Raw genomic sequence first — 23,994 nt, forward strand, 5'->3', positions numbered from 1 at the left:
GCATTCATGTTGTCTTTACAAATCCGCCATTCTGGTCAAAGATAAAAGCCAAACATCAGGAAGAGGTGATCGTGTGAAACAAACGGTTCTTTTGCTATTTACTGCGCTTTTTCTTTCGGGATGCAGTGTAGCAAGTGCGGATGACTCAGCACCAAGGTTTACCGAAGAGGGAAAATTTATTGGCTCGGCTGATCCTCATACGATTGCGGTTTCTCTTAATGGAGAAGAAACCATGATACAAGTTCCGAAGGATAAACGTGATGAATGTGAATCCTTGCCAGACCAGACAAAAGTTTTGGTGAAATATACAAAGAAGGAAAATGGGACTTTACAGCTGGAAGATATTCAGCTGCGAAAGAATTCGTCATAAAGAGACCGGAGGGAGAAAGTTGAGAATGTTATGGAGGAGCTTGGCGCTGTGTGGATTGGCTTTGACACTCGCGCCTTGTGCACAGGCAGCAGAGCCGATAGAAGGGAAAACCGTGTATATTGATGCCGGACACGGCGGTGAAGACAGTGGAGCGGTCGGAAACGGGCTCTTTGAAAAGGATATTAATTTGGCTGTTTCAGAGCATGTGACGGACAAGCTGAAAGAGGAGGGAGCCAATCCTGTTGCATCCAGATCAGACGATCATTTTCTGACCTTGGAGGAAAGAGTGACTAAGGCAAGTGCCAATCACGCTGATCTTTTTGTCAGCATTCATGTAAATTCCGGGGTTGCTTCAGCTTCAGGAACAGAAACGTATTTTCAATCTGATTATGAAGGGGAAAACAGCCGGCGTCTGGCAGCCGATATTCAGTCGCAGCTCGTTTCATCCTTACAAACGAGAGACAGGGGCGTGAAAGAATCAGACTTTTACGTCATTACATATTCACAAATGCCAAGTGTGTTGGCGGAGCTTGGGTTTATCACGAACAGCTCTGACGCGGACAAGCTGGGAAATGAAGAATACCAGCAAAAGGCAGCAGATGCGATTGTCAACGGCATTGATTCTTATTATGATCAGTAGATGAATATAGCCTTAATCCTAGAGTGGATCCTACAAAATAAGTATAATGGAGAAAACTTAGGGCTTGAGGTGAAACGATGACAAAGATTTTTGCCCACCGGGGGGCATCAGGACACTTTCCCGAAAATACAATGCTTGCATTTGAAAAAGGAATTGAAGCCGGAGCGGACGGGATAGAGCTTGATGTACAACTGACAAAAGACGGACGCATTGTTGTGATTCATGATGAAAGGCTTAACCGCACGACATCGCTTAAAGGATTCGTGAAGGATACAGACTATGATGTGATCAAGACTGCGAATGCGGCCGCTGGTCATGATCAGGCGTACAGCGATCTGAAAGTGCCACTATTAGAAGACGTGCTCTCGTGGGCAGTAAAAAAGGATTTTCTCATCAACATTGAATTGAAAAACAGCGTGATCCGCTATGAGGGAATGGAAGAAAAAGTGCTGGAGGCAGTGAAGCGATTCAATATAGAGGAGAGAGTCATCCTATCCACATTTAATCATGAAAGTGTAGCACTATGCGCTCAGCTTGCGCCCCATATCGAACGGGCGGTATTAACTGCAGATGTGCTTTATCAGCCGGATCAATATATCGCGTCTATTCCAGCTACCGGCTATCACCCGAAGCTAAACAGCCCCGGGGCCACAGATGAAGTGCTGAAGAAAATGAGGAGCAGTTCGATTAAGGTAAGACCGTATACAGTCAATCGGCCGGAAGATATGAAGCGCCTCATTGAACTGGGAGCAGACGGCATGTTTACCGATTTTCCTGCAAAGGCTGCGGCATTGCTGAAAAATGAATAGTTGCTTTAGAAGAAGGCTGTTGACACAGCCTTCTTTTTTCATACATTTGTGCCCGTTTCAAAGCATACATTCATAGAAGACAACTAGAATTTGTAAGCGCTGTCTATCTTCTGAATGAGGTGAAACCATGAGGAAAACAGTCATTGTAAGTGCTGCAAGAACGCCATTTGGCAAATTCGGCGGAGTATTGAAAGAGGTGAAAGCTGCCGAGCTTGGGGGCATTGTGATGAAGGAGGCGTTGCAACGGGCTGGAGTCTCTGGAGATGATGTAGAAGGAAATGTCATGGGCATGGTTGTCCAGGCCGGCTCAGGACAGATCCCTTCCCGTCAAGCTGCCCGTCTTGCTGGAATGCCTTGGAGTGTGCCGTCAGAAACACTGAATAAAGTCTGTGCTTCGGGTCTTCGCGCTGTCACTTTATGTGATCAAATGATTCGGGCGCAGGATGCGGACATACTTGTTGCCGGGGGGATGGAAAGCATGAGCAATATTCCGTATGCCATTCCCGCTGGACGCTGGGGAGCACGGATGGGGGACGGCGAGCTAAGGGATTTAATGGTGTATGACGGATTAACGTGCGCATTTGACGAAGTGCATATGGCTGTTCACGGAAATACAGCGGCCAAGGAATATGCAATTTCACGAAGAGAGCAGGATGAATGGGCGTTGAGAAGCCATGCGCGGGCAGCTAAAGCAGCCGATGAAGGGAAATTTCAGGATGAAATTGTTCCCGTCAACTGGATCGGTCGAAAAGGAAAATCAAACGTTGTTGATAAGGATGAAGCGATTCGCCGTGACACAAGTCTGGATCAGCTCGCGAAACTTTCTCCGATTTATACAAGTGATGGTTCGATCACAGCCGGCAATGCTCCCGGGGTCAATGACGGAGCTGGCGCATTCGTGCTGATGTCGGAGGAAAAAGCAGCTGAGCTTGGCAAACAGCCTCTGGCTACAATTCTTGGTTTTTCAACTATGGGAATGCCAGCGCATGAACTGGCGGCAGCACCGGGGTTTGCCATTAATAAGCTCCTGAAAAAGAACGGTTTAACTGCCCAAGATATTGACTTGTTTGAAGTAAATGAAGCGTTTGCATCTGTTGTGTTAACATGTGAAAAAATCGTAGGTTTCGATCTTGAAAAAGTAAATGTGAACGGCGGTGCGATCGCGCTTGGCCACCCGATCGGCGCGAGCGGGGCGAGAATTCTCATGACGCTCGTTTACGAATTAAAGCGACGGGGAGGGGGACTGGGTGTTGCCGCCATTTGCAGTGGGGCAGCCCAAGGAGATGCCGTCTTAGTGCAGGTTCATTAAAACATGATGAAAAAGGGGATTTAAATGGAAATCAAACAAATCATGGTAGCTGGCGCAGGTCAGATGGGAAGCGGCATTGCACAAGCAGCTGCTGACGCAGGTTTTTATGTGCGGATGTACGATGTGAGTCCGGAAGCTGCGGAGGCAGGATTGAAGCGGCTGAAGAAACAGCTGGCCCGTGACGCTGAGAAAGGAAAAAGGACCGAGGCGGAAGTGAGGAGTATCATCAGCCGCATTTCGATTTCTCAAACGCTTGAGGAGGCAGAGCATGCGGACATTGTGATTGAGGCTATCGCTGAAAACATGGCGGCGAAAACCAAAATGTTTAAAACACTTGATCGCATTTGCCCGCCTCATACGATTTTGGCCAGCAATACATCTTCCTTGCCTATTACAGAGATCGCTGCTGTGACAAATCGGCCTCAACGGGTCATTGGCATGCATTTTATGAATCCCGTCCCTATGATGAAGCTGGTTGAAGTAATACGCGGCTTGGCTACATCAGAGGAAACGGCCTTAGATGTTATGGCATTAGCGGAAAAGATGGGGAAAACACCGGTTGAAGTCAATGATTTTCCGGGGTTTGTTTCCAATCGTGTGCTTCTTCCAATGATTAATGAAGCCATCTATTGCGTGTATGAGGGAGTGGCGAAGCCGGAGGCAATAGACGAGGTGATGAAGCTTGGCATGAATCATCCGATGGGTCCGCTTACATTAGCGGATTTTATCGGACTGGATACGTGTTTATCCATTATGGAAGTTCTTCACTCGGGCCTTGGCGATTCTAAATACCGTCCTTGCCCGCTGCTCCGCAAGTATGTCAAAGCAGGCTGGCTTGGCAAAAAGAGCGGACGCGGTTTTTATGAGTATGAGGAGAGGACTTCCTGAAGTCAATTCCATCGGGGGTGGCCGAGTTGCATATAACCCAAGAGCAAGTCATGATGCGAAAAATGGTGCGTGATTTTGCCCGAAAAGAAATTGCTCCCGCTGCGGAAATTATGGAGAAAACGGACGAATTTCCCTTTCAGCTGATCAAAAAAATGGGTGAACACGGGCTGATGGGAATACCGGTGCCGGAACAGTACGGCGGTGCCGGGGCGGACGTTGTTTCTTATATTTTGGCGATTCATGAGATTTCAAAAATCAGCGCGGCTGTCGGCGTGATTCTCTCCGTTCATACCTCGGTCGGCACAAATCCGATTCTGTACTTCGGCAATGAGGAACAAAAGATGAAATATATACCGAAGCTTGCTTCAGGAGACCATTTAGGGGCCTTTGCGCTGACGGAGCCTTACTCAGGATCGGATGCCGGAAGCCTTCGCACAACGGCAATTAAAAAGAACGGCAAATACGTATTAAACGGATCGAAAATATTCATAACGAATGGCGGAGCAGCTGATATCTATATCACATTTGCTTTAACGGCTCCGGATCAAGGCAGGCACGGGATTTCGGCTTTTATTGTTGAAAAAAACACACCCGGTTTTACCGTTGGGAAAAAAGAAAAAAAGCTGGGGCTTTATGGCTCTAATACTACGGAACTGATTTTTGATAACGCAGAAGTGCTTGAAGCTAATTTGCTTGGCAAAGAGGGTGACGGCTTCAACATTGCCATGGCGAATTTAAATGTCGGCCGGATCGGCATTGCGGCACAGGCGCTCGGTATTGCAGAGGCGGCTCTTGAGCATGCCGTTGCTTATGCGAAGCAGCGAGTGCAATTTGGAAGGCCGATCGCAGCCAATCAAGGCATATCATTTAAGCTGGCTGACATGGCGACTAGGGCTGAGGCGGCAAGGCATCTTGTCTACCACGCCGCAGACCTCCATAACCGCGGCCTGGCATGTGGAAAAGAGGCGTCTATGGCTAAACAATTTGCTTCCGATGCAGCGGTGAAGGCGGCGTTAGACGCCGTCCAAATTTATGGGGGATATGGCTATATGAAGGATTACCCCGTTGAGCGGCTGCTTCGCGATGCAAAGGTGACGCAAATCTATGAAGGGACGAATGAGATTCAAAGACTGATTATTTCCAAGTATTTACTTGGCGGGACCCGATAACCAAAAAAACGCAAAAACGGAGGTTGAGGATATGGAGGAGAAACAGCACTACTCTCCAGGGTTGGACGGTGTGATTGCGGCAGAAACTCACATTTCTTATCTTGACACGCAGTCCAGCCAGATTTTGATACGAGGCTATGATTTAATAGATCTTTCTAAAACAAAAAGTTATCTGGAGCTTGTCCATTTATTGCTGGAAGGGAGGCTGCCGGAAGAAAGTGAAAGAGAGACGCTGGAAAGTAAAATAAACAGTGCGTCAAGCCTGCCTGCTGATCATCTCCGTCTGCTTGAGCTGCTCCCTGAGCACACGCATCCAATGGATAGCCTGCGTACCGGCCTGTCGGCACTTGCCGGTTATGATCGGCAAATTGATGATCGGTCTCCTTCCGCTAACAAGGAGCGCGCATATCAGCTTCTTGGGAAAATGCCTGCCCTCACTGCTGCCAGCTACAGGATCATCAATAAAAAAGAGCCGATTCTTCCGCTTCAATCCCTGTCCTACAGTGCGAATTTTCTATACATGATGACAGGCAAATTGCCGTCCTCATTGGAAGAACAGATTTTTGACCGATCGCTCGTCCTGTATAGTGAGCATGAGATGCCGAATTCAACTTTTACGGCCAGAGTCATCGCATCTACTCACTCGGATCTTTATGGCGCTTTGACAGGAGCTGTCGCTTCCCTGAAAGGGAATCTTCACGGAGGGGCAAACGAAGCTGTAATGTATATGCTTTTGGAGGCAAAAACGACGTCTGAATTTGAGCAGCTTCTGCAAACAAAACTGAAAAGAAAAGAAAAAATCATGGGCTTCGGCCACCGTGTGTATATGAAAAAAATGGATCCGAGAGCACTCATGATGAAAGAGGCGCTGCAGCAATTATGCGATAAAGCCGGTGACCATCGTTTATATGAGATGTGTGAAGCAGGTGAGCGGCTGATGGAGAAGGAAAAAGGGCTTTACCCGAACTTGGATTACTATGCTGCCCCGGTTTATTGGATGCTCGGCATACCGATCCCTTTATATACGCCTGTCTTTTTCAGCGCGAGAACATCCGGTTTATGCGCTCATGTGATTGAACAGCATTCCAATAATCGACTCTTCCGTCCCCGTGTCAGTTACATGGGTCCGCGATATCAAACAGAATCATGAAAGGAGCTGGCAGAATGCAGAAAACGGATCGTGTTATCGAAGAAATCACAGACTATGTGCTTGAGAAAGAGATTACAAGTTCCGAAGCGTATACAACAGCGGGGCATGTATTGCTGGATACCCTGGGCTGCGGGATTTTGGCGCTGCGGTATCCAGAGTGCACAAAGCTGCTTGGGCCGATTGTTCCAGGAACGACTGTGCCAAATGGAAGCAAAGTGCCGGGAACGTCCTATGTTCTCGATCCTGTGAGGGCAGCGTTTAATATCGGCTGCATGATTCGCTGGCTCGATTACAACGATACGTGGCTGGCAGCGGAGTGGGGGCATCCATCCGATAACTTGGGAGGCATCCTTGCTGTTTGTGATTATGTATCAAGAGTGAGGCTGTCTGAAGGAAAAGAGCCTTTAACGGTACGCGACGTACTCGAGATGATGATTAAAGCGCACGAAATTCAAGGCGTCCTTGCGTTAGAAAACAGCCTGAATCGAGTGGGTCTTGATCATGTGCTGTTTGTTAAAATTGCGACAACAGCTGTTGCAGCAAAGCTTTTAGGCGGCGGGAGAGAAGAAATCAAAAATGCGCTTTCGAATGCATGGATTGACAATGCAGCATTAAGAACATACCGGCATTCACCAAATACAGGCTCTCGCAAATCATGGGCAGCAGGAGATGCAACGAGCAGAGGTGTTCATTTGGCGCTGATGTCGTTAAAAGGGGAAATGGGGTATCCGACAGCATTGAGCGCACCGGGTTGGGGGTTCCAGGACGTTTTATTCAATAAGAAAGAGATCAAGCTCGCCCGTCCGCTCGACGCTTATGTCATGGAAAATGTGTTATTTAAAGTGTCTTATCCAGCAGAATTTCACGCTCAAACAGCGGCGGAGTGCGCCGTTATTTTACATCCGCGGGTAAAGGACCGAATTGATGAGATCGATCGTATTGTCATCAGTACGCATGAATCCGCTATCCGAATCATTGATAAAAAAGGCCCGCTTCACAATCCGGCAGACCGTGATCACTGCCTCCAATATATTACAGCAATCGGTTTGCTTTTTGGTGATATCACCGCACAGCATTATGAAGCTGAAACTGCGAGTGATCCGAGAATAGATAAATTACGTGATAAAATGAAGGTGACTGAAAATACAGCATATACCGAGGATTATTTGACACCTGATAAGCGTTCTATTTCAAATGCCGTTCAGGTTCATTTTAAAGACGGAACGAGCACGGAAATGGTGGAATGTGAGTTTCCTCTTGGCCACCGTTTTCGAAGAGAGGAGGCAGTGCCAAAACTGCTGGAAAAGTTTTCTGGCAATCTCAAAAGCCATTTTCCTGATAAACAGTGCAAACACATTTATGAGCGCTGTACCAGCGAGACTTTACAAACGATGCGCGTAAATGAATTCGTAGACATGTTCTGCATGTAAAAGGAGGATTTGTGTCATGTCGTGGATCGTCAATCAGCAATCGTCACAAGAAGAGCTTGCCGGGCGTTTCCGCAAGCTGATGTCGGCGCCGGACATTCTTCAAATTCCCGGCGCCCATGACGGGATGGCAGCGTTGCTCGCGAAGGAGGCCGGTTTTTCTGCTATATATTTGTCTGGTGCAGCTTATACAGCCAGCAGGGGACTTCCTGATCTAGGGATCATTACGTCGGCAGAAATGGCGGATCGGGCCAAAGACCTTGTGCGTGCTGCTGATCTGCCTCTGCTTGTGGATATCGATACGGGATTTGGCGGTGTGTTAAATGCCGCCCGAACCGCCCGGGAGATGCTTGAAGCCAGGGTAGCAGCCGTTCAAATAGAAGACCAGCAGCTCCCAAAAAAATGCGGGCATTTAAATGGCAAACAGCTCGTTCCGATCAAGGAAATGGCGCAAAAAATAAAAGCCATGAAACAAGCGGCACCCACCCTTATTGTTGTTGCCCGCACAGATGCCAGGGCGCAGGAAGGGCTTGATGCTGCAATAAAACGGTCAGCTGCCTACATTGAGGCGGGAGCAGACGCGATTTTCCCGGAAGCGCTCCAGGCAGAGAATGAATTCCGCCAGTTTGCTGAGCATATCTCCGTTCCGCTCCTTGCGAATATGACGGAGTTTGGGAAAACGCCGTATTATCGTGCTGATGAATTCGAAGATATGGGGGTTCGCATGGTGATATATCCTGTCACCTCGCTTCGAGCGGCGGCAAAAGCTTATGAGCGGATATTTGGTTTGATGAAGGAGCACGGCTCACAAAAAGAAGGACTTCATCATTTGCAGACACGAAAAGAACTGTACGATACCATCTCTTATTATGACTATGAGGCATTAGATAAAACGATTGCCAAGACCGTTTTGCCTGACGAATAGTGCGACAAAAAAAGCCGGAGCATTCTCCGGCTTTTTTGCAGTTATCGTTTTCTGAATCGCGGGCTGACTTGATTGCGTTTTCTGTCTCTGTATAGAATGAACCCGGCCAGCACATAGAGGCCGATCGCGAAAAAGATGAATCCTGACAACCCTTGGAGCCAAAGAGCTGAAAATGGCTTTATTGCATGGCCGAAAAGTGTATCTCTCATCAGTTTAATGCCTAAAGCGGAAATGGCCCCGGGGATGACTAATATCAAAAGCGCAAGAAGTCGGCTCATCTTCAGAAAACCCCTTTATCTTTTCATTTCCTTTATTGTCCAGCGGAAAAAATATTTTGTCAAGAGAAGAAAACGTGGTAACATAGGGTTGTGCAAATTATTGCAACGGAATAATTAGGTGTGCAAATTTTTTCATACAAAGGGGTATCGGGATGCAAAAGGTACTGATAGTAGGTGCCGGCAAAAGGGGAACGGCGTTATTACATATTCTGATCAAAACAGCCATCATAGATATCATTGCCGTAGTTGACAAAGACCCCAAGGCGCCGGGATTGAAAGAAGCAGAACAGTATGGGATTGCCGTTTCATCTGATTGGAAACCTTACATACAACAAAAACCGGATATCGTCATTCATACCACCGGCGATCAAGCCGTGTTTGACGAACTCCTTCAAAGAAAGCATGAAGATACCATTGTCATGCCGGGGAAAATGGCATACATCGTTTTTCAGCTGATGGAAGAAAAGCAGCACCTGATTCAAATGCTAAAAGAGCAAACATACAAACACGACAGAATTTTTAATTCCACCCATGACGGGATGATTTTTATTGATATCAATGAAGAGATCATTCTCTTTAACCATATGGCCGAAAAAATGGTCGGGAAAAAACGCGAGGAAGTCATCGGACGGCCAATAAAAGAAGTCATTCCGAGCACTAAGATGCCGCGGATTTTAAAAACAAGAGTGCCTGAATACAACCAGAAGCAGCTTTTAGGCGATCATTTGCAAATTGTGACCACAAGGCTGCCGATTATTGATGAAGGCGGACGTCTGCTCGGGGCTCTTTGTGTGTTTAAAGATATCACCGATGCGGTCGAGCTGGCGGAGGAAGTGACCAACTTAAAGCAGGTCCGTACGATGCTGGAGGCGATTATCCAATCCTCCGATGAGGCGATTTCTGTCGTTGATGAAAACGGCATCGGGCTCCTAATCAATAAAGCATATACGAAAATGACCGGGCTATCTGAAAAAGAAGTTATCGGCAAGCCTGCAAACACGGATATTTCCGAAGGCGAAAGCATGCATTTAAAGGTGCTTGAAACAAGACGCCCTGTCCGCGGTGTCAGAATGAAGGTCGGCCCGAATGAAAAAGAGGTCATCGTCAATGTAGCACCGGTGATTGTGGACGGTATTTTGAAAGGCAGCGTCGGTGTGATTCACGATGTGTCCGAAATTAAAATGCTGACAGCGGAGCTTAACCGCGCCAGGCAAATTATTCGCACGCTTGAAGCGAAATACACGTTTGACGACATTATCGGCAAAAGCGAGCAAATGCTGGTTGCGCTTGAGCAGGCGAAGCTCGGTGCGAAAACGCCGGCAACGATTTTGTTGCGCGGAGAGTCAGGAACAGGAAAAGAACTGTTTGCCCATGCCATCCATAACGAAAGTGACCGGAAGTACAATAAATTTATTCGCGTAAATTGTGCAGCCCTTTCTGAAAACCTGCTCGAATCAGAATTGTTCGGCTATGAGGATGGTGCGTTTTCAGGGGCGAAGCGGGGCGGTAAAAAGGGTTTATTTGAAGAAGCAAATAACGGCAGTATTTTCTTAGATGAAATCGGTGAGCTGACACAAAATATGCAGGCCAAATTGCTGCGCGTCCTTCAAGAAAAGGAAATCGTCAGAGTGGGCGGCACGAAAGCGATCCCTGTCAACGTCAGAGTGATCGCGGCAACAAATGTAAATATTGAAAAGGCGATGGCGGATGGAAAGTTTCGCGAAGACCTGTATTACCGGATCAACCGCTATCCGATCTCCATTCCGCCTTTGCGGCAGCGGTTGGAGGACATTGAAGCATTAAGCGTCAGACTTATCCAAAAGATCAACCGGGATTACGGCAGGAATGTAAAAGGGCTCTCGCAGCAAGCCTTGCGCGCCTTATCTGATTACCATTGGCCTGGGAATGTCCGCGAGCTTGAAAATGTCCTTGGACGAGCCATGATTTTTCTCAATCCGCATATGGAATGGATTGAAAAAGATCATTTGCCTATATTTGAACTTGAGCAAAAAGAAAATGACACAGATCAGAGGACAGGTTTTGATTTTCCGGATATTGAAGGCGAAAAGCTGTCTGTCGCAGTAGAAAAATTTGAAGCGCATTTGATCCAGCAAACGCTCGAAAAGCATCATTTTAACCGGACAAAATCAGCGAAAGCCCTCGGTGTCAGCATTCGGAATTTATATTACAAAATGGATAAATATGGCCTTGCAAATGAAGGCATGCAATAATCTGCAGAATAAACGCAAACTTCTGCACGAATGTGTCAATATACCAGGTATGACAGCACCCTTAAGAGCTGGCACGGAACTTGCATAATAAAAGGCGGAGTCGAAACAAGAAAGGTGGTAGCAGATGAAGCTGAAAGATTTAATCGGCAAAGCGTCGATGCACAAAAACAAGACCATTGCGGTTGCTCATGCTGAGGATGAGGAAGTGATCCGGGCTGTAAAGCTGGCTGCCGAGCACCTATCCGCCCGTTTTTTGTTAACGGGCGACAGCAAAAAACTGAACGAGCTGACATCATCCATGCAAGGTCATCAAGTGGAAATCGTCCATGCCGATACACCTGAGGAGTCGGCGAAATTAGCGGTTCGTGCTGTACATCATAAAACAGCGGACGTTTTAATGAAAGGAAATGTGCCGACTTCTGTTTTGCTTAAAGCGGTATTAAACAGACAGGAAGGGCTTCGGTCATCAAGTGTCCTTTCCCACGTGGCTGTCTTTGATATACCGGATTTTGACAGGCTGATGTTTGTGACAGATTCGGCAATGAATATCGCTCCCTCGCTGGAAGAGCTTCGGCAGATTTTGCAAAATGCCGTTCATGTGGCCCATGCAGTAGGGAACAATATGCCAAAAGCAGCAGCTTTGGCAGCGGTCGAAACGGTGAACCCAAAAATGGAAGCGACCGTGAATGCAGCGGCTCTAGCTCAAATGTTCAAAAGAGGCCAGATCAAAGGCTGTATTGTTGATGGACCGCTCGCTTTGGATAACGCAGTTTCACAAATTGCCGCGGCTCAGAAAAAAATTTCGGGAGACGTAGCGGGCAACGCAGATATCCTTCTCGTCCCAACAATTGAGGCCGGCAATATTTTATATAAATCACTGATTTATTTTGCCAAAGCCAGCGTGGCGGCTGTCATTACAGGAGCCAAAGCGCCGATTGCCTTAACAAGCAGAGCGGACTCTGCCGAAAATAAACTGTATTCCATTGCGTTGGCAATATGCGCATCCGAAGAATACACACATTAGGAGGAACGAACATGGAACTTTTTAAATATATGGAGAAATATGATTACGAACAATTGGTATTCTGCCAAGATGAACAATCAGGCTTAAAAGCGATTATCGCGATTCATGATACAACACTCGGTCCAGCACTTGGCGGAACGAGAATGTGGACATATGAAAATGAAGAAGCTGCAATTGAAGACGCGCTCAGACTGGCAAGAGGCATGACCTATAAGAACGCGGCGGCAGGCTTAAACCTGGGCGGCGGAAAAACAGTCATTATCGGCGATCCTCGCAAAGACAAAAATGAGGAAATGTTCCGCGCGTTTGGCCGCTATATTCAAGGGCTGAACGGCAGATACATCACAGCTGAAGATGTGGGTACAACGGTCGAGGATATGGATATCATTCATGATGAAACAGACTATGTCACAGGGATTTCTCCTGCGTTCGGCTCGTCCGGAAATCCTTCCCCAGTCACAGCGTACGGGGTGTACAGAGGAATGAAGGCAGCAGCTAAAGCTGCTTTCGGAACCGACTCTCTTGAAGGGAAAACCATTGCTGTACAGGGTGTTGGGAACGTAGCCTATAACCTTTGCCGCCACCTGCATGAAGAAGGGGCAAACTTAATCGTTACGGATATCAACAAACAATCTGTACAGCGTGCAGTTGAAGATTTTGGCGCCCGTGCAGTTGATCCGGATGATATTTATTCACAAGACTGCGATATTTACGCGCCGTGTGCCCTTGGTGCGACTATTAACGACGACACGATTAAACAGCTGAAGGCGAAGGTGATCGCAGGTGCGGCCAACAACCAATTAAAAGAAACACGCCATGGTGATCAAATTCACGAAATGGGCATCGTTTATGCACCGGATTACGTGATTAACGCGGGCGGTGTCATTAACGTCGCAGATGAGCTTTACGGTTATAATGCTGAACGCGCACTGAAAAAAGTAGAAGGCATTTACAGCAATATCGAGCGTGTACTCGAGATTTCTCAGCGTGACGGCATTCCGGCATATTTAGCGGCTGACCGCTTGGCAGAGGAACGGATTGAACGCATGCGCCGCTCAAGAAGCCAGTTTTTGCAAAACGGCCACAGTGTATTAAGCAGACGTTAAGAAATTGATCTGGAGGTTATGAAAGTGCTACATGACGAAAAACGCATTCTCACAATTAATCCAGGCTCAACTTCAACGAAAATCGGTGTTTTTCATAACGAACGAAGCATTTTTGAAAAAACATTGAGACACAACATAGAAGAGCTGCAGCGATTTGACCAAATTATTGATCAATATGAATTTCGCAAAAACCATATTCTCGAAACGCTTCATGAACAGGGAATCAATATCTCAAAGTTTGATGCAGTCTGCGCAAGAGGCGGCCTTCTCCGGCCGATTGAAGGCGGGACTTACGTAGTGAACGATGACATGATTGAGGACTTGAAAAGCGGCTACGCCGGCCAGCATGCTTCTAATCTCGGCGGCATTATCGCGCGGGAAATTGCTGACGGCCTGAATATCCCTTCGTATATCGTCGACCCTGTTGTCGTAGACGAAATGTCAGTGCTCGCAAAAGTTTCAGGCATGCCTGAAATTGAAAGGAAAAGCATTTTTCACGCGTTAAACCAAAAAGCTGTCGCCCGTAAAGCGGCAGCCTCTCTTGGCAAACGATATGAGAACATGAAAATGATTATTACCCATATGGGCGGAGGTATTACAATTGGCGTCCATGACCGCGGGCGAGTCGTGGATGTCAATAACGGCCTTCATGGAGAGGGGCCGTTCAGTCCTGAACGTGCAGGAACGGTGCCTGCGGGGGATCTTGTTGATCTATGTTTTTCAGGAGAATATACAAAAGAAGAAATCATGAAAAAACTGGTGGGCACCGGCGGGCTTTTAGGCTATCTCGGTACAAATGATGCCGTAAAAGTGGAACAAATGATTCAGGGGGGCGATGAAAAAGCCCGCTTCATTTATGATGCCATGGCATATCAGATAGCAAAGGAAATCGGAGCAGCAAGCGCGGTTTTAAAAGGTGAAGTTGAAGCAATTGTGCTGACGGGGGGCCTTGCGTACGGCAAAAGCTTTGTTTCTACTATCAGATCATACATAGATTGGATTTCAGACGTTTTAGTCTATCCGGGTGAAAATGAATTGCAGTCTCTTGCCCAAGGGGCGCTCAGAGTATTGCAGGGCGAAGAGCAATCCAAACAATATCGTATTGAATAGACAGACAGGAGTGAGTCACCATGGCAACTGAGTATGATGTAGTCATTCTGGGCGGCGGTACCGGCGGTTATGTTGCGGCCATCAGAGCTGCTCAGCTCGGCTTAAAAACAGCCGTTGTTGAAAAGGAAAAACTCGGGGGAACATGTCTGCATAAAGGTTGTATCCCGAGTAAAGCGCTTCTTAGAAGCGCAGAGGTATACCGGACAGCGCGTGAAGCCGACCAGTTCGGAGTAGAGACGGCTGGCGTGTCCCTCAACTTTGAAAAAGTGCAGCAGCGCAAGCAAGCCGTTGTTGATAAGCTTGCAGCGGGTGTAAACCATTTAATGAAAAAAGGAAAAATTGACGTGTACAAAGGATACGGTCGTATCCTTGGACCATCAATCTTCTCTCCGCTGCCGGGAACAATTTCTGTTGAACGGGGAAATGGCGAAGAAAATGACATGCTGATCCCGAAACAAGTGATCATTGCAACAGGATCAAGACCGAGAATGCTTCCAGGCCTTGAAGCGGATGGTAAGTCTGTACTGACTTCAGATGAGGCGCTTCAAATGGAGGAGCTGCCAAAATCAATCATTATCGTCGGCGGAGGTGTTATCGGTATCGAATGGGCGTCTATGCTTCATGATTTTGGCGTGAAGGTAACAGTTATCGAATACGCGGATCGCATATTGCCGACTGAAGATCTAGAGATTTCAAAAGAAATGGAAAGTCTTCTTAAGAAAAAAGGCATCCAGTTCATAACAGGGGCAAAGGTGCTGCCTGACACAATGACAAAAACATCAGATGATATCAGCATTCAAGCGGAAAAAGACGGAGAAACCGCCACCTACTCTGCTGAAAAAATGCTTGTTTCCATCGGCAGACAAGCAAATATCGAAGGCATCGGCCTAGAGAACACCGATATTATCACTGAAAATGGCATGATTTCAGTCAATGAAAGCTGCCAAACGAAGGAGTCTCATATTTATGCAATCGGAGACGTAATCGGTGGCCTGCAGTTAGCTCACGTTGCTTCGCATGAGGGAATCATTGCTGTTGAGCATTTTGCAGGCCTCAATCCGCATCCGCTTGATCTGACGCTGGTACCGAAGTGCATCTACTCAAGCCCTGAAGCTGCCAGTGTCGGCTTAACAGAAGATGAAGCGAAGGCGAACGGGCATAATGTCAAAATCGGGAAGTTCCCATTTATGGCGATTGGAAAAGCGCTTGTATACGGTGAAAGCGACGGTTTTGTCAAAATCGTGGCGGATCGAGATACCGATGATATTCTCGGCGTTCATATGATTGGCCCGCATGTCACTGACATGATTTCTGAAGCGGGTCTTGCCAAAGTGCTGGACGCTACGCCGTGGGAGGTCGGGCAAACGATTCACCCGCATCCGACACTTTCTGAAGCAATTGGAGAAGCAGCGCTTGCCGTAGATGGCAAAGCCATTCATTTTTAAAAGCATAAAGGAGGGGCTTGAATGAGTAAAAACCGACATCAAGCACTAGGGCTGACTGATCAGGAAGCCGTTGATATGTATAGAACCATGCTGTTAGCAAGAAAAATCGATGAAAGAATGTGGCTGTTAAACCGTTCTGGCAAAATCCCATTCGTAATCTCTTGTCAAGGACAGGAAGCAGCACAGGTAGGAGCGGCTTTCGCACTTGACCGTGAAATGGATTATGTATTGCCGTACTACAGAGACATGGGTGTCGTGCTCGCGTTTGGCATGACAGCAAAGGACTTAATGATGTCCGGATTTGCCAAAGCGGCGGATCCGAACTCGGGAGGCCGCCAGATGCCGGGACATTTCGGACAAAAGGAAAACCGAATTGTGACGGGGTCATCTCCAGTTACAACGCAAGTGCCGCACGCAGTCGGCATTGCGCTTGCGGGACGGATGGAGAAAAAGGATATCGCAGCCTTTGTTACATTCGGGGAAGGATCTTCAAACCAAGGCGATTTCCATGAAGGGGCAAACTTTGCCGCTGTTCATAAGCTGCCTGTGATTTTCATGTGTGAAAACAATAAATACGCAATCTCAGTGCCTTACGATAAGCAAGTCGCATGCGAGAACATTTCTGACCGTGCCGTAGGCTATGGGATGCCTGGCGTCACTGTGAATGGAAATGATCCGCTGGAAGTTTATCAAGCGGTTAAAGAAGCACGCGAACGGGCACGCAGAGGAGAAGGTCCGACATTAATTGAAACGATTTCTTACCGCCTTACACCGCATTCCAGTGATGACGATGACAGCAGCTACAGAGGACGTGAAGAAGTAGAGGAAGCGAAAAAAAGTGATCCCCTGCTTACTTATCAAACTTACTTAAAGGAAACAGGCCTGCTGTCCGATGAGATAGAACAAACCATGCTGGATGAAATTATGGCAATCGTTAATGAAGCGACGGATGAAGCGGAGAACGCTCCTTATGCAACTCCTGAGTCAGCGCTTGATTATGTGTATGCGAAGTAGGGAGGAAGAACAAATGTCAGTAATGTCATATATTGATGCAATCAATTTGGCAATGAAAGAAGAAATGGAACGAGATTCTCGCGTCTTCGTCCTTGGGGAAGATGTAGGGAGAAAAGGCGGTGTGTTTAAAGCAACAGCCGGACTCTATGAACAATTCGGGGAAGAACGCGTGATGGATACACCGCTTGCTGAATCTGCGATCGCAGGAGTTGGTATTGGAGCGGCAATGTACGGAATGAGACCGATTGCTGAAATGCAGTTTGCCGATTTTATTATGCCGGCGGTCAACCAAATTATTTCTGAAGCGGCTAAAATCCGCTACCGCAGCAACAATGACTGGAGCTGTCCGATTGTCGTCAGAGCGCCATACGGCGGAGGTGTGCACGGTGCCCTTTATCATTCTCAATCAGTCGAAGCGATTTTCGCCAATCAGCCCGGACTGAAAATTGTCATGCCTTCAACACCATATGACGCCAAGGGCCTTTTAAAAGCCGCAGTTCGTGACGAAGACCCAGTGCTGTTTTTTGAGCACAAACGGGCGTATCGCCTGATAAAGGGAGAGGTTCCAGCAGATGATTATGTCCTGCCAATCGGAAAGGCGGACGTAAAACGGGAAGGCGACGATATCACAGTGATCACATATGGCCTGTGTGTCCACTTCGCCTTACAGGCTGCAGAACGTCTCGAAAAAGATGGCATTTCAGCACATGTGGTAGATTTAAGAACGGTTTACCCGCTTGATAAAGAAGCCATCATCGAAGCTGCGTCCAAAACTGGAAAGGTTCTTTTGGTCACAGAAGATACAAAAGAAGGCAGCATCATGAGCGAAGTAGCCGCAATTATATCCGAGCATTGTCTGTTCGACTTAGACGCGCCGATCAAACGGCTTGCAGGTCCTGATATTCCGGCTATGCCTTATGCGCCGACAATGGAAAAATACTTTATGGTCAACCCTGATAAAGTGGAAGCGGCGATGAGAGAATTAGCGGAGTTTTAAAGACGTAAGGAGGATACAATCATGGCAATTGAACAAATGACGATGCCGCAGCTTGGAGAAAGCGTAACAGAAGGGACGATCAGCAAATGGCTTGTCGCCCCCGGTGATAAAGTGAACAAATACGATCCGATCGCGGAAGTCATGACAGATAAGGTAAATGCAGAGGTTCCGTCTTCTTTTACTGGAACGATAACAGAGCTTGTGGGAGAAGAAGGCCAGACCCTGCAAGTCGGAGAAGTGATTTGCAAAGTTGAAACAGAAGGCGCGAATCCGATCGAACAAAAACAAGAACAGCCAGAAGCGCCAGAATCCGCTGGGACGCCTGCTGCAAATAGTGCCGAAGCAACCGATCAGCCCAATAAGAAGCGTTACTCGCCAGCTGTACTCCGTTTAGCCGGTGAACACGGCATTGACCTTGATCAAGTGACGGGAACAGGTGCCGGCGGGCGCATCACACGAAAAGATATTCAGCGCTTAATTGAAACAGGCGGCGTGCAAGAACGGAAGGCTGAGGAGCCGAACACAGCAGCTCCTGCACCGAAGTCTGCACCAAAACCTGAGCCAAAAGAAGAGACTTCATATCCTGCGTCTGCAGCAGGTGATATAGAAATCCCTGTCACAGGCGTAAGAAAAGCAATTGCTTCCAATATGAAGCGCAGCAAAACAGAAATTCCGCATGCTTGGACGATGATGGAAGTCGACGTCACAAATATGGTTGCATATCGCAACAGTATAAAAGATTCCTTTAAGAAGACAGAAGGCTTTAATTTAACGTTCTTCGCCTTTTTTGTCAAAGCAGTCGCTCAGGCGTTAAAAGAATTCCCGCAAATGAATAGCATGTGGGCGGGGGACAAAATTATTCAGAAAAAGGATATCAATATTTCAATTGCAGTTGCCACAGAGGATTCTTTATTTGTTCCGGTGATTAAAAACGCTGATGAAAAAACAATTAAAGGCATTGCGAAAGACATTACCGGCCTTGCTAAAAAAGTAAGGGATGGAAAGCTCACTGCAGATGACATGCAGGGAGGCACGTTTACCGTCAATAACACAGGTTCGTTCGGCTCTGTTCAGTCGATGGGCATCATCAACTATCCTCAGGCTGCGATTCTTCAAGTAGAATCCATCGTCAAACGCCCGGTTGTCATGGAAAATGGCATGATTGCTGTCAGAGACATGGTTAATCTGTGTCTGTCCTTAGACCACAGAGTGCTTGACGGTCTCGTGTGCGGACGATTCCTGGGACGAGTGAAACAAATTTTAGAATCTATTGACGAAAAGACATCTGTTTACTAAATAAGCAAAAAGAGCATTTTTGAAGTTTTGTTTCAAAAATGCTCTTTTTCTATGCAGTATTATTCTGCGATTCGTATTTTCATTTCGACCCGATATTCTTCTTGTTTTTTCGGGGAGTAATGAACCGGTATAATTAACTCGTATACATCACTGACAACTGTTAATTGGCGGTCTGCGATATACTTGATAAGCTTCTGTAAGTTGAGAAAATAATGTTCAGGCGAAAAATTGTACGCGATACACACATATCTTCCTTTAGGAATCGTTGTGATTTCCATATCCGGCGTAATGGCTGAAATTTGTTTATTCGTCAGTACAGGCGTGAAAATATGACGGTAAGTCATTTCATCAATGCTGGTGTAGGGCTGAAAAGAAAAAGTGGCGCCGTAGCTATTGTTCGTAAATCCATCTGCTGATTCGATAAATTTTTTTAATTTGCTGTAGGAGGCGTTGAGCACGTTTTCAGGCCCGATTCCTTCTGCCTCTGTCTGAATAATCCGTATTTCTTCTTCATCTAAAACAAACACCTCACCGAGCGCGGGATATTCCATCTGCCGTTTCATCCGTTTTTTCACCAACGAAATCGTTTGCTCCAGTGCTGATAAAAAGTCTAATTTCTCCCTGATTTGCCGCTCCTGCTCTGTATAAAAAGCAAACAGTTCTTCCATCTCTAAGTCCTGTGCTTTTTTCATTTCTTCTAGAGGGGTGCCGATATATTTCAATGATTTGATCAAATCCAGATGAATGAGCTGAGAATCTGTATAATAGCGGTAGCTGGTATCCGGGTCGACGTAGGCGGGTTTAAATAAATCAATTTTATCGTAATAACGGAGCGCTTTAATCGACACGTTTGCCAGTTTTGAAACTTCTCCAATTGAGTAATACGATTCCTTCATGCCATCACTCCTTTTATCACCAGTATAAAGAAGAAGCGTATTCTTTGCAGTACACAAAGAATACGCTTTTGATCATGTGCTGGCTTTAAGGTGTGCAGGCGCTTTCCAAGCAATCGTCAGTGCAATGCCTATAGCTAAGGTAACCGTTGCAAAGTAGAAAGGATAGTTTACATCAAGATCGAACAGCATTCCACCGATAATAGGCCCGAATACATTGCCGATACTTGTAAACATTGAATTCATACCGCCGGCAAATCCTTGTTCATTTCCCGCAATCTTTGACAGGTAAGTCGTTACCGCAGGCCTCATGAGATCAAATCCGACAAAAACGGTGACTGTAACCAGCAGAATCGCAATATATGAATTTACGGTTGTCAGCAAGAATACCAGACTCGTTGAGAGAATTAAGCTGTACCGAATCAAATGAATTTCGCCAAACCATCTTGTGAAGCGGTCGAATAAGACGACTTGCGTAATGGCGCCCACAATCGCTCCTCCTGTAATCATAATGGCAATGTCGCTGGCCGTAAATCCGAATTTATGATCCACATATAATGCAAATAAAGATTCAAATGATGCTAAACCAAAAGACGAAATCAAGATAATGAGAAAAGCAATGAAGTACATGGGCGCAAAAATCCGCTTGAAGCCTGTCTTTTGCCCTTTTATTTCCTGATTTTCAGGGTTCCGTTCTGGCTCGCGCAGCGTGAGCATTGATAAAATGGCTGCTAACAGTGCAAAAGCGGCCGCAAAGAAAAAAGGCAGCCGGGAGTGGACTTCTGCTAAAAATCCCCCGATGCCGGGACCAATAATAAATCCTGTTGAAATAGCGGCTGACATATAACCGAGCGCTTTCGGCCGTGTTTTAATGGTCGTGATATCTGCGATAAAAGCCGTGACCCCAGGCATAATGAAGGCAGCGCTGATACCGCCTAGCATACGGGAGATAAATAACATCTCAACTGTTTTTCCAATGCCAAATAAAAACTCCGACACACTAAAGAAAAACAGGCCGATCACGATCATAATCTTGCGTCCGAAGCGATCAACCCAGCGCCCGGCTATGGGTGAAACAATGAGCTGCGTAATAGCGAAGCAGGCAACCATATAGCCGACCGCGGTCCCTGATAAATGCAATTCATTCATAATGGTCGGCGTTACAGGAATCACAAGCCCGATCCCCAAAAAAGCAATAAATAAATTGGTTAATAATATCGTTAAGGTAATATTTTTCTTCTCCATATGACTTCCCCTTTTTCAAGTGTGTATCCCTTATACTGTAAGACCTCCTCCTAGGGGAGAGTCAACGGATTTGCAAAATCTTTCTAAGCCCTTAAGACAGTTAATCATTTGCGGGAACAAGCATGTCGATATGCTGCGGCAGGACCTGAATGACTGCGGGTGTATGTGTATAAACTTCTCCATCCATATCCGCCTTTTTGGCAGTGTCTGTTTCAATCTCGATTCGAGAGGCCTGGACATAGGACAGCTCTCCGGTAAAACGATCAATTGTGCCCTGTTCCATGCTCATCAGCTCCCGCAACGCGGTGAGGTTGGTGTTGCGGCAAATGAGGACATCGAGTAAGCCGTCTTCAATACTGGCATCGGGTAGAGGAATTCGATTTGTTCCAATGTATTGGCCGTTCATCACAAGCAGCATAACGGCTTCTTCTTTAATTTCTTCTCCATCAATTTTTAATCTCATCGGAAACGATGCAGCGGATGAGACGGTTCGCAATGCACTTGTAAAATAGCTGATTTTCCCCAATAATGCTTTTTCTGTTTCGTTGATTTGATTCGACGTTTCTGCAATTAAGCCGATCCCCCAGAAATTTAAAAAATAACGGTCGTTCATCTGACATACGTCTACGCTGGTTTTTTTTCCTGACATAAGTGCTTCCGCGGCCTTTGCAAGATTTTGAGGGATGCCAAGCACTCTTGAAAAGTCATTGCACGTGCCGCCGGGCAAAATTCCGACCGCGGGTTTTCTTTCTAGAGCGCTGATAGCATTTATGCATTGATGGATCGTGCCGTCGCCGCCGAGAATGAAGACGGTGTCGACAGAATCATCAATGGATTGGCAAAAATGATACGCATCATCCTTTTTCTTTGTCTGCTTAATAATCACCTCATCTAAATGGTGAGATAAAACCGGCACGACAGCACCAAGTGCTTTTTCTATATTTTTGTTGCCGGCATTTCCGTTATGAATCAGTAATGCTTTCCGTTGGCTCATATACAACTGCTCCTTTATTTTACTTCTGGTTATATAATCCCCTTTTTCTGTAAGCAGTAAACGAAAAGCAAAAAAAGTGCACGGCGAAGCAAAGTCATTTGCCGATTTGGACGTTTCCTTGCTATCATAAGAACAGATGATGAAAAAGGAGAGGTCTTCATTGAACATGGACTTTAATTTATTTATGAATGATATTGTACGCCAAGCGAGACAAGAAATAACAGCTGCCGGATACACCGAGCTGAAAACAGCCGAAGAGGTAGACGCGGCACTTACGAAAAAAGGCACGACGCTCGTCATGGTAAACTCTGTTTGCGGATGCGCCGGAGGAATTGCAAGACCGGCAGCATACCACTCCGTTCACTATGATAAAAGACCTGATCAGCTCGTGACCGTTTTTGCCGGACAGGACAAAGAAGCGACAGCGCGTGCCCGCGACTATTTTGAAGGATATCCGCCATCTTCTCCGTCCTTTGCGATTTTGAAAGACGGAAAGATCATGAAAATGGTAGAGCGCCATGAAATTGAAGGCCATGAGCCGATGGCCGTAGTGGCAAAGCTGCAGGGAGCCTTTGAAGAATATTGTGAAGAAGTATAAGACAAAAAACCCGGATACTCAAAGTTTCCCGGGTTTTTTTGTGCATAAAATTCCAAGGGTATATGAATAAATATTAACGAATTATTCAATCGGATTGTACAGTGATTTTATTTTTATCTAGTAATATCAAAAGAGATCACTGGAAAGATAAGCTTGAAGATAATTTTTAAAAATAGTATTGCATAAAAATAAGAAACTGTTTAAAATACAAATTAACGAATAAATATTCAGATACACCAAAAGTAATGAATATGGGGGAAATGGATCATGAAAAAAATACTCTTATTACTTGTAGCTGCCTGCATCACCTTTGCATTAACTGCATGCGGTTCAAGCAATTCAGGTTCAGAAAGCGGAAAGAAAAAAATAATTATGGGTACTTCGGCGGATTACAAACCGTTTGAATATAAAGAAGGCGATGATATTGTCGGCTTTGATGTGGAGTTGGCAAAAGCACTGGCGAAGAAGGCTGGCTATGAAATTGAAGTGCAGGATATGGACTTCAACAGCTTAATTACAGCGCTTAAATCAAAACAAGTTGATCTCGTTCTGTCAGGAATGACACCGACGCCTGATCGTAAAAAACAAGTTGATTTTTCTGAGGTGTACTACACAGCGAACCATATGATTGTCAGCAAAAAAGACAGCGGCATTCAATCTTTGAAAGACCTGAAAGGAAAAACGGTTGGCGTTCAGCTTGGCTCTATTCAGGAAGAGAAGGGGAAAGAGCTTTCTCCGGAATATGGTTTTAAAACAGAAGACCGCAACAGAATTTCTGATTTGGTGCAGGAAATCAAATCTGACCGCTTCGATGCCGCGATTATTGAAGACATTGTTGCAGAAGGGTATTTCAAATCAAATGATGACCTGCAAGGCTTCGTGATTCCTGATGCGAAAGCGGAAGAGGCCGGTTCAGCAATTGCTTTCAGAAAGGACAGTGAACTGACAGACAAATTCAATAAAGCGCTCAAGGAAATGAAAGATAACGGAGAGCTTGAGAAATTGAAGAAAAAATGGTTCACTGACGAGAAGTAAAAAAAGCGGCTCAACTTTTTCGTTGAGCCTTTTTATTGAAT

23 protein-coding genes are annotated in these 23,994 nt (G+C 46.2%); 19 read left to right on the forward strand and 4 right to left on the reverse strand.

Annotated elements, in window-relative coordinates; all coding sequences use genetic code 11:
* Positions 1–73 precede the first annotated feature (73 nt).
* The 9 genes from NZD81_RS03685 to prpB all read left to right on the forward strand — a co-directional run bounded on the left by NZD81_RS03685 (position 74) and on the right by prpB (position 8,687).
* On the forward strand, positions 74–370 hold the full coding sequence (locus NZD81_RS03685) for a hypothetical protein (RefSeq protein WP_282372638.1): 297 nt from the start codon (positions 74–76) through the stop codon (positions 368–370).
* 19 nt (positions 371–389) lie between these two features.
* On the forward strand, positions 390–1,010 hold the full coding sequence (locus NZD81_RS03690) for an N-acetylmuramoyl-L-alanine amidase family protein (protein ID WP_083252872.1): 621 nt from the start codon (positions 390–392) through the stop codon (positions 1,008–1,010).
* 77 nt (positions 1,011–1,087) lie between these two features.
* The gene (locus NZD81_RS03695) at positions 1,088–1,819 is read left to right on the forward strand and encodes a glycerophosphodiester phosphodiesterase (RefSeq protein WP_103032325.1); all 732 of its coding nucleotides are present in this window, start codon (positions 1,088–1,090) and stop codon (positions 1,817–1,819) included.
* A 127-nt stretch (positions 1,820–1,946) separates the two neighbouring features.
* Entirely contained in the window at positions 1,947–3,128 is a 1,182-nt protein-coding gene (locus NZD81_RS03700; protein WP_040082676.1) for an acetyl-CoA C-acetyltransferase, read from the forward strand.
* Positions 3,129–3,152: 24 nt separating this feature from the next.
* On the forward strand, positions 3,153–4,016 hold the full coding sequence (locus NZD81_RS03705) for a 3-hydroxybutyryl-CoA dehydrogenase (protein ID WP_282372634.1): 864 nt from the start codon (positions 3,153–3,155) through the stop codon (positions 4,014–4,016).
* A gap of 26 nt (positions 4,017–4,042) precedes the next feature.
* Positions 4,043–5,185: an acyl-CoA dehydrogenase gene (locus NZD81_RS03710; RefSeq protein WP_136654199.1), complete on the forward strand. Its 1,143-nt coding sequence runs from the start codon at positions 4,043–4,045 to the stop codon at positions 5,183–5,185.
* A gap of 31 nt (positions 5,186–5,216) precedes the next feature.
* Positions 5,217–6,335, forward strand: coding sequence for a citrate synthase (gene mmgD / locus NZD81_RS03715; protein WP_172640358.1), 1,119 nt, complete (start codon positions 5,217–5,219; stop codon positions 6,333–6,335).
* A 14-nt stretch (positions 6,336–6,349) separates the two neighbouring features.
* Complete coding sequence (locus tag NZD81_RS03720; protein WP_282372623.1) at positions 6,350–7,765, forward strand: bifunctional 2-methylcitrate dehydratase/aconitate hydratase; 1,416 nt, start codon at positions 6,350–6,352, stop codon at positions 7,763–7,765.
* A gap of 16 nt (positions 7,766–7,781) precedes the next feature.
* Positions 7,782–8,687: a methylisocitrate lyase gene (gene prpB, locus NZD81_RS03725; RefSeq protein WP_282372621.1), complete on the forward strand. Its 906-nt coding sequence runs from the start codon at positions 7,782–7,784 to the stop codon at positions 8,685–8,687.
* A 41-nt stretch (positions 8,688–8,728) separates the two neighbouring features.
* Here the strand turns inward: prpB and NZD81_RS03730 are convergent, their stop codons facing one another.
* Positions 8,729–8,965, reverse strand: a complete 237-nt coding sequence (locus NZD81_RS03730) for a DUF2627 domain-containing protein (RefSeq protein WP_014664541.1) — start codon at positions 8,963–8,965, stop codon at positions 8,729–8,731.
* A gap of 152 nt (positions 8,966–9,117) precedes the next feature.
* Between NZD81_RS03730 and NZD81_RS03735 the strand changes: the two genes are divergently transcribed.
* The 8 genes from NZD81_RS03735 to bfmBB all read left to right on the forward strand — a co-directional run bounded on the left by NZD81_RS03735 (position 9,118) and on the right by bfmBB (position 19,188).
* Complete coding sequence (locus NZD81_RS03735) at positions 9,118–11,196, forward strand: sigma 54-interacting transcriptional regulator (RefSeq protein WP_282372617.1); 2,079 nt, start codon at positions 9,118–9,120, stop codon at positions 11,194–11,196.
* 124 nt (positions 11,197–11,320) lie between these two features.
* Positions 11,321–12,220 (forward strand): phosphate butyryltransferase, encoded by a 900-nt coding sequence (gene yqiS, locus NZD81_RS03740; RefSeq protein WP_071578631.1) that lies wholly within the window; start codon positions 11,321–11,323, stop codon positions 12,218–12,220.
* A gap of 11 nt (positions 12,221–12,231) precedes the next feature.
* Entirely contained in the window at positions 12,232–13,326 is a 1,095-nt protein-coding gene (bcd, locus tag NZD81_RS03745) for a branched-chain amino acid dehydrogenase (RefSeq protein WP_014664538.1), read from the forward strand.
* 18 nt (positions 13,327–13,344) lie between these two features.
* Positions 13,345–14,436 (forward strand): butyrate kinase, encoded by a 1,092-nt coding sequence (buk, locus tag NZD81_RS03750; RefSeq protein WP_040082688.1) that lies wholly within the window; start codon positions 13,345–13,347, stop codon positions 14,434–14,436.
* A gap of 20 nt (positions 14,437–14,456) precedes the next feature.
* Complete coding sequence (lpdA, locus tag NZD81_RS03755; RefSeq protein ID WP_069149838.1) at positions 14,457–15,881, forward strand: dihydrolipoyl dehydrogenase; 1,425 nt, start codon at positions 14,457–14,459, stop codon at positions 15,879–15,881.
* A 21-nt stretch (positions 15,882–15,902) separates the two neighbouring features.
* Positions 15,903–16,895, forward strand: a complete 993-nt coding sequence (gene bfmBAA, locus NZD81_RS03760; protein ID WP_069149837.1) for a 3-methyl-2-oxobutanoate dehydrogenase subunit alpha — start codon at positions 15,903–15,905, stop codon at positions 16,893–16,895.
* Between the two features lie 13 nt (positions 16,896–16,908).
* Complete coding sequence (gene bfmBAB, locus NZD81_RS03765; protein ID WP_004398638.1) at positions 16,909–17,892, forward strand: 3-methyl-2-oxobutanoate dehydrogenase subunit beta; 984 nt, start codon at positions 16,909–16,911, stop codon at positions 17,890–17,892.
* A gap of 21 nt (positions 17,893–17,913) precedes the next feature.
* Positions 17,914–19,188, forward strand: a complete 1,275-nt coding sequence (gene bfmBB / locus NZD81_RS03770; RefSeq protein WP_014664534.1) for a branched-chain alpha-keto dehydrogenase complex dihydrolipoyllysine-residue (2-methylpropanoyl)transferase — start codon at positions 17,914–17,916, stop codon at positions 19,186–19,188.
* 59 nt (positions 19,189–19,247) lie between these two features.
* Here the strand turns inward: bfmBB and bmrR are convergent, their stop codons facing one another.
* The 3 genes from bmrR to NZD81_RS03785 all read right to left on the reverse strand — a co-directional run bounded on the left by bmrR (position 19,248) and on the right by NZD81_RS03785 (position 22,320).
* On the reverse strand, positions 19,248–20,084 hold the full coding sequence (gene bmrR / locus NZD81_RS03775) for a multidrug efflux transcriptional regulator BmrR (RefSeq protein WP_014664533.1): 837 nt from the start codon (positions 20,082–20,084) through the stop codon (positions 19,248–19,250).
* Between the two features lie 72 nt (positions 20,085–20,156).
* Positions 20,157–21,326, reverse strand: coding sequence for a multidrug efflux MFS transporter Bmr (gene bmr / locus NZD81_RS03780; protein ID WP_069149835.1), 1,170 nt, complete (start codon positions 21,324–21,326; stop codon positions 20,157–20,159).
* Positions 21,327–21,426: 100 nt separating this feature from the next.
* A complete protein-coding gene (locus NZD81_RS03785; protein WP_014664531.1) occupies positions 21,427–22,320 on the reverse strand; it encodes a diacylglycerol kinase family lipid kinase in 894 nt (297 codons plus the stop codon).
* Positions 22,321–22,480: 160 nt separating this feature from the next.
* Between NZD81_RS03785 and brxB the strand changes: the two genes are divergently transcribed.
* Both brxB and artP read left to right on the forward strand, forming a co-directional pair.
* Positions 22,481–22,918 carry a bacilliredoxin BrxB gene (gene brxB, locus NZD81_RS03790; protein WP_014664530.1) on the forward strand — a complete coding sequence of 146 codons (438 nt, stop codon included), beginning with the start codon at positions 22,481–22,483 and terminating at the stop codon, positions 22,916–22,918.
* Between the two features lie 267 nt (positions 22,919–23,185).
* Positions 23,186–23,953 carry an arginine ABC transporter substrate-binding protein ArtP gene (gene artP, locus NZD81_RS03795; RefSeq protein WP_014664529.1) on the forward strand — a complete coding sequence of 256 codons (768 nt, stop codon included), beginning with the start codon at positions 23,186–23,188 and terminating at the stop codon, positions 23,951–23,953.
* Positions 23,954–23,994 lie beyond the last annotated feature (41 nt).

The sequence above is a fragment of the Bacillus sp. B.PNR1 genome (assembly GCF_030386235.1).
Lineage (GTDB): Bacteria > Bacillota > Bacilli > Bacillales > Bacillaceae > Bacillus > Bacillus stercoris.

What these genes read in the sequence shown, in the direction of transcription:
- NZD81_RS03695 (WP_103032325.1), top strand. Translation starts at nt 1,088, where the DNA reads ATGACAAAGATTTTTGCCCACCGGGGGGCATCAGGACACTTTCCCGAA.
- NZD81_RS03700 (WP_040082676.1), top strand. Translation starts at nt 1,947, where the DNA reads ATGAGGAAAACAGTCATTGTAAGTGCTGCAAGAACGCCATTTGGCAAA.
- NZD81_RS03705 (WP_282372634.1), top strand. Translation starts at nt 3,153, where the DNA reads ATGGAAATCAAACAAATCATGGTAGCTGGCGCAGGTCAGATGGGAAGC.
- mmgD (WP_172640358.1), top strand. Translation starts at nt 5,217, where the DNA reads ATGGAGGAGAAACAGCACTACTCTCCAGGGTTGGACGGTGTGATTGCG.
- NZD81_RS03720 (WP_282372623.1), top strand. Translation starts at nt 6,350, where the DNA reads ATGCAGAAAACGGATCGTGTTATCGAAGAAATCACAGACTATGTGCTT.
- prpB (WP_282372621.1), top strand. Translation starts at nt 7,782, where the DNA reads ATGTCGTGGATCGTCAATCAGCAATCGTCACAAGAAGAGCTTGCCGGG.
- NZD81_RS03730 (WP_014664541.1), bottom strand. Translation starts at nt 8,965, where the DNA reads ATGAGCCGACTTCTTGCGCTTTTGATATTAGTCATCCCCGGGGCCATT.
- NZD81_RS03735 (WP_282372617.1), top strand. Translation starts at nt 9,118, where the DNA reads ATGCAAAAGGTACTGATAGTAGGTGCCGGCAAAAGGGGAACGGCGTTA.
- yqiS (WP_071578631.1), top strand. Translation starts at nt 11,321, where the DNA reads ATGAAGCTGAAAGATTTAATCGGCAAAGCGTCGATGCACAAAAACAAG.
- bcd (WP_014664538.1), top strand. Translation starts at nt 12,232, where the DNA reads ATGGAACTTTTTAAATATATGGAGAAATATGATTACGAACAATTGGTA.
- buk (WP_040082688.1), top strand. Translation starts at nt 13,345, where the DNA reads ATGAAAGTGCTACATGACGAAAAACGCATTCTCACAATTAATCCAGGC.
- lpdA (WP_069149838.1), top strand. Translation starts at nt 14,457, where the DNA reads ATGGCAACTGAGTATGATGTAGTCATTCTGGGCGGCGGTACCGGCGGT.
- bfmBAA (WP_069149837.1), top strand. Translation starts at nt 15,903, where the DNA reads ATGAGTAAAAACCGACATCAAGCACTAGGGCTGACTGATCAGGAAGCC.
- bfmBAB (WP_004398638.1), top strand. Translation starts at nt 16,909, where the DNA reads ATGTCAGTAATGTCATATATTGATGCAATCAATTTGGCAATGAAAGAA.
- bfmBB (WP_014664534.1), top strand. Translation starts at nt 17,914, where the DNA reads ATGGCAATTGAACAAATGACGATGCCGCAGCTTGGAGAAAGCGTAACA.
- bmrR (WP_014664533.1), bottom strand. Translation starts at nt 20,084, where the DNA reads ATGAAGGAATCGTATTACTCAATTGGAGAAGTTTCAAAACTGGCAAAC.
- bmr (WP_069149835.1), bottom strand. Translation starts at nt 21,326, where the DNA reads ATGGAGAAGAAAAATATTACCTTAACGATATTATTAACCAATTTATTT.
- NZD81_RS03785 (WP_014664531.1), bottom strand. Translation starts at nt 22,320, where the DNA reads ATGAGCCAACGGAAAGCATTACTGATTCATAACGGAAATGCCGGCAAC.
- artP (WP_014664529.1), top strand. Translation starts at nt 23,186, where the DNA reads ATGAAAAAAATACTCTTATTACTTGTAGCTGCCTGCATCACCTTTGCA.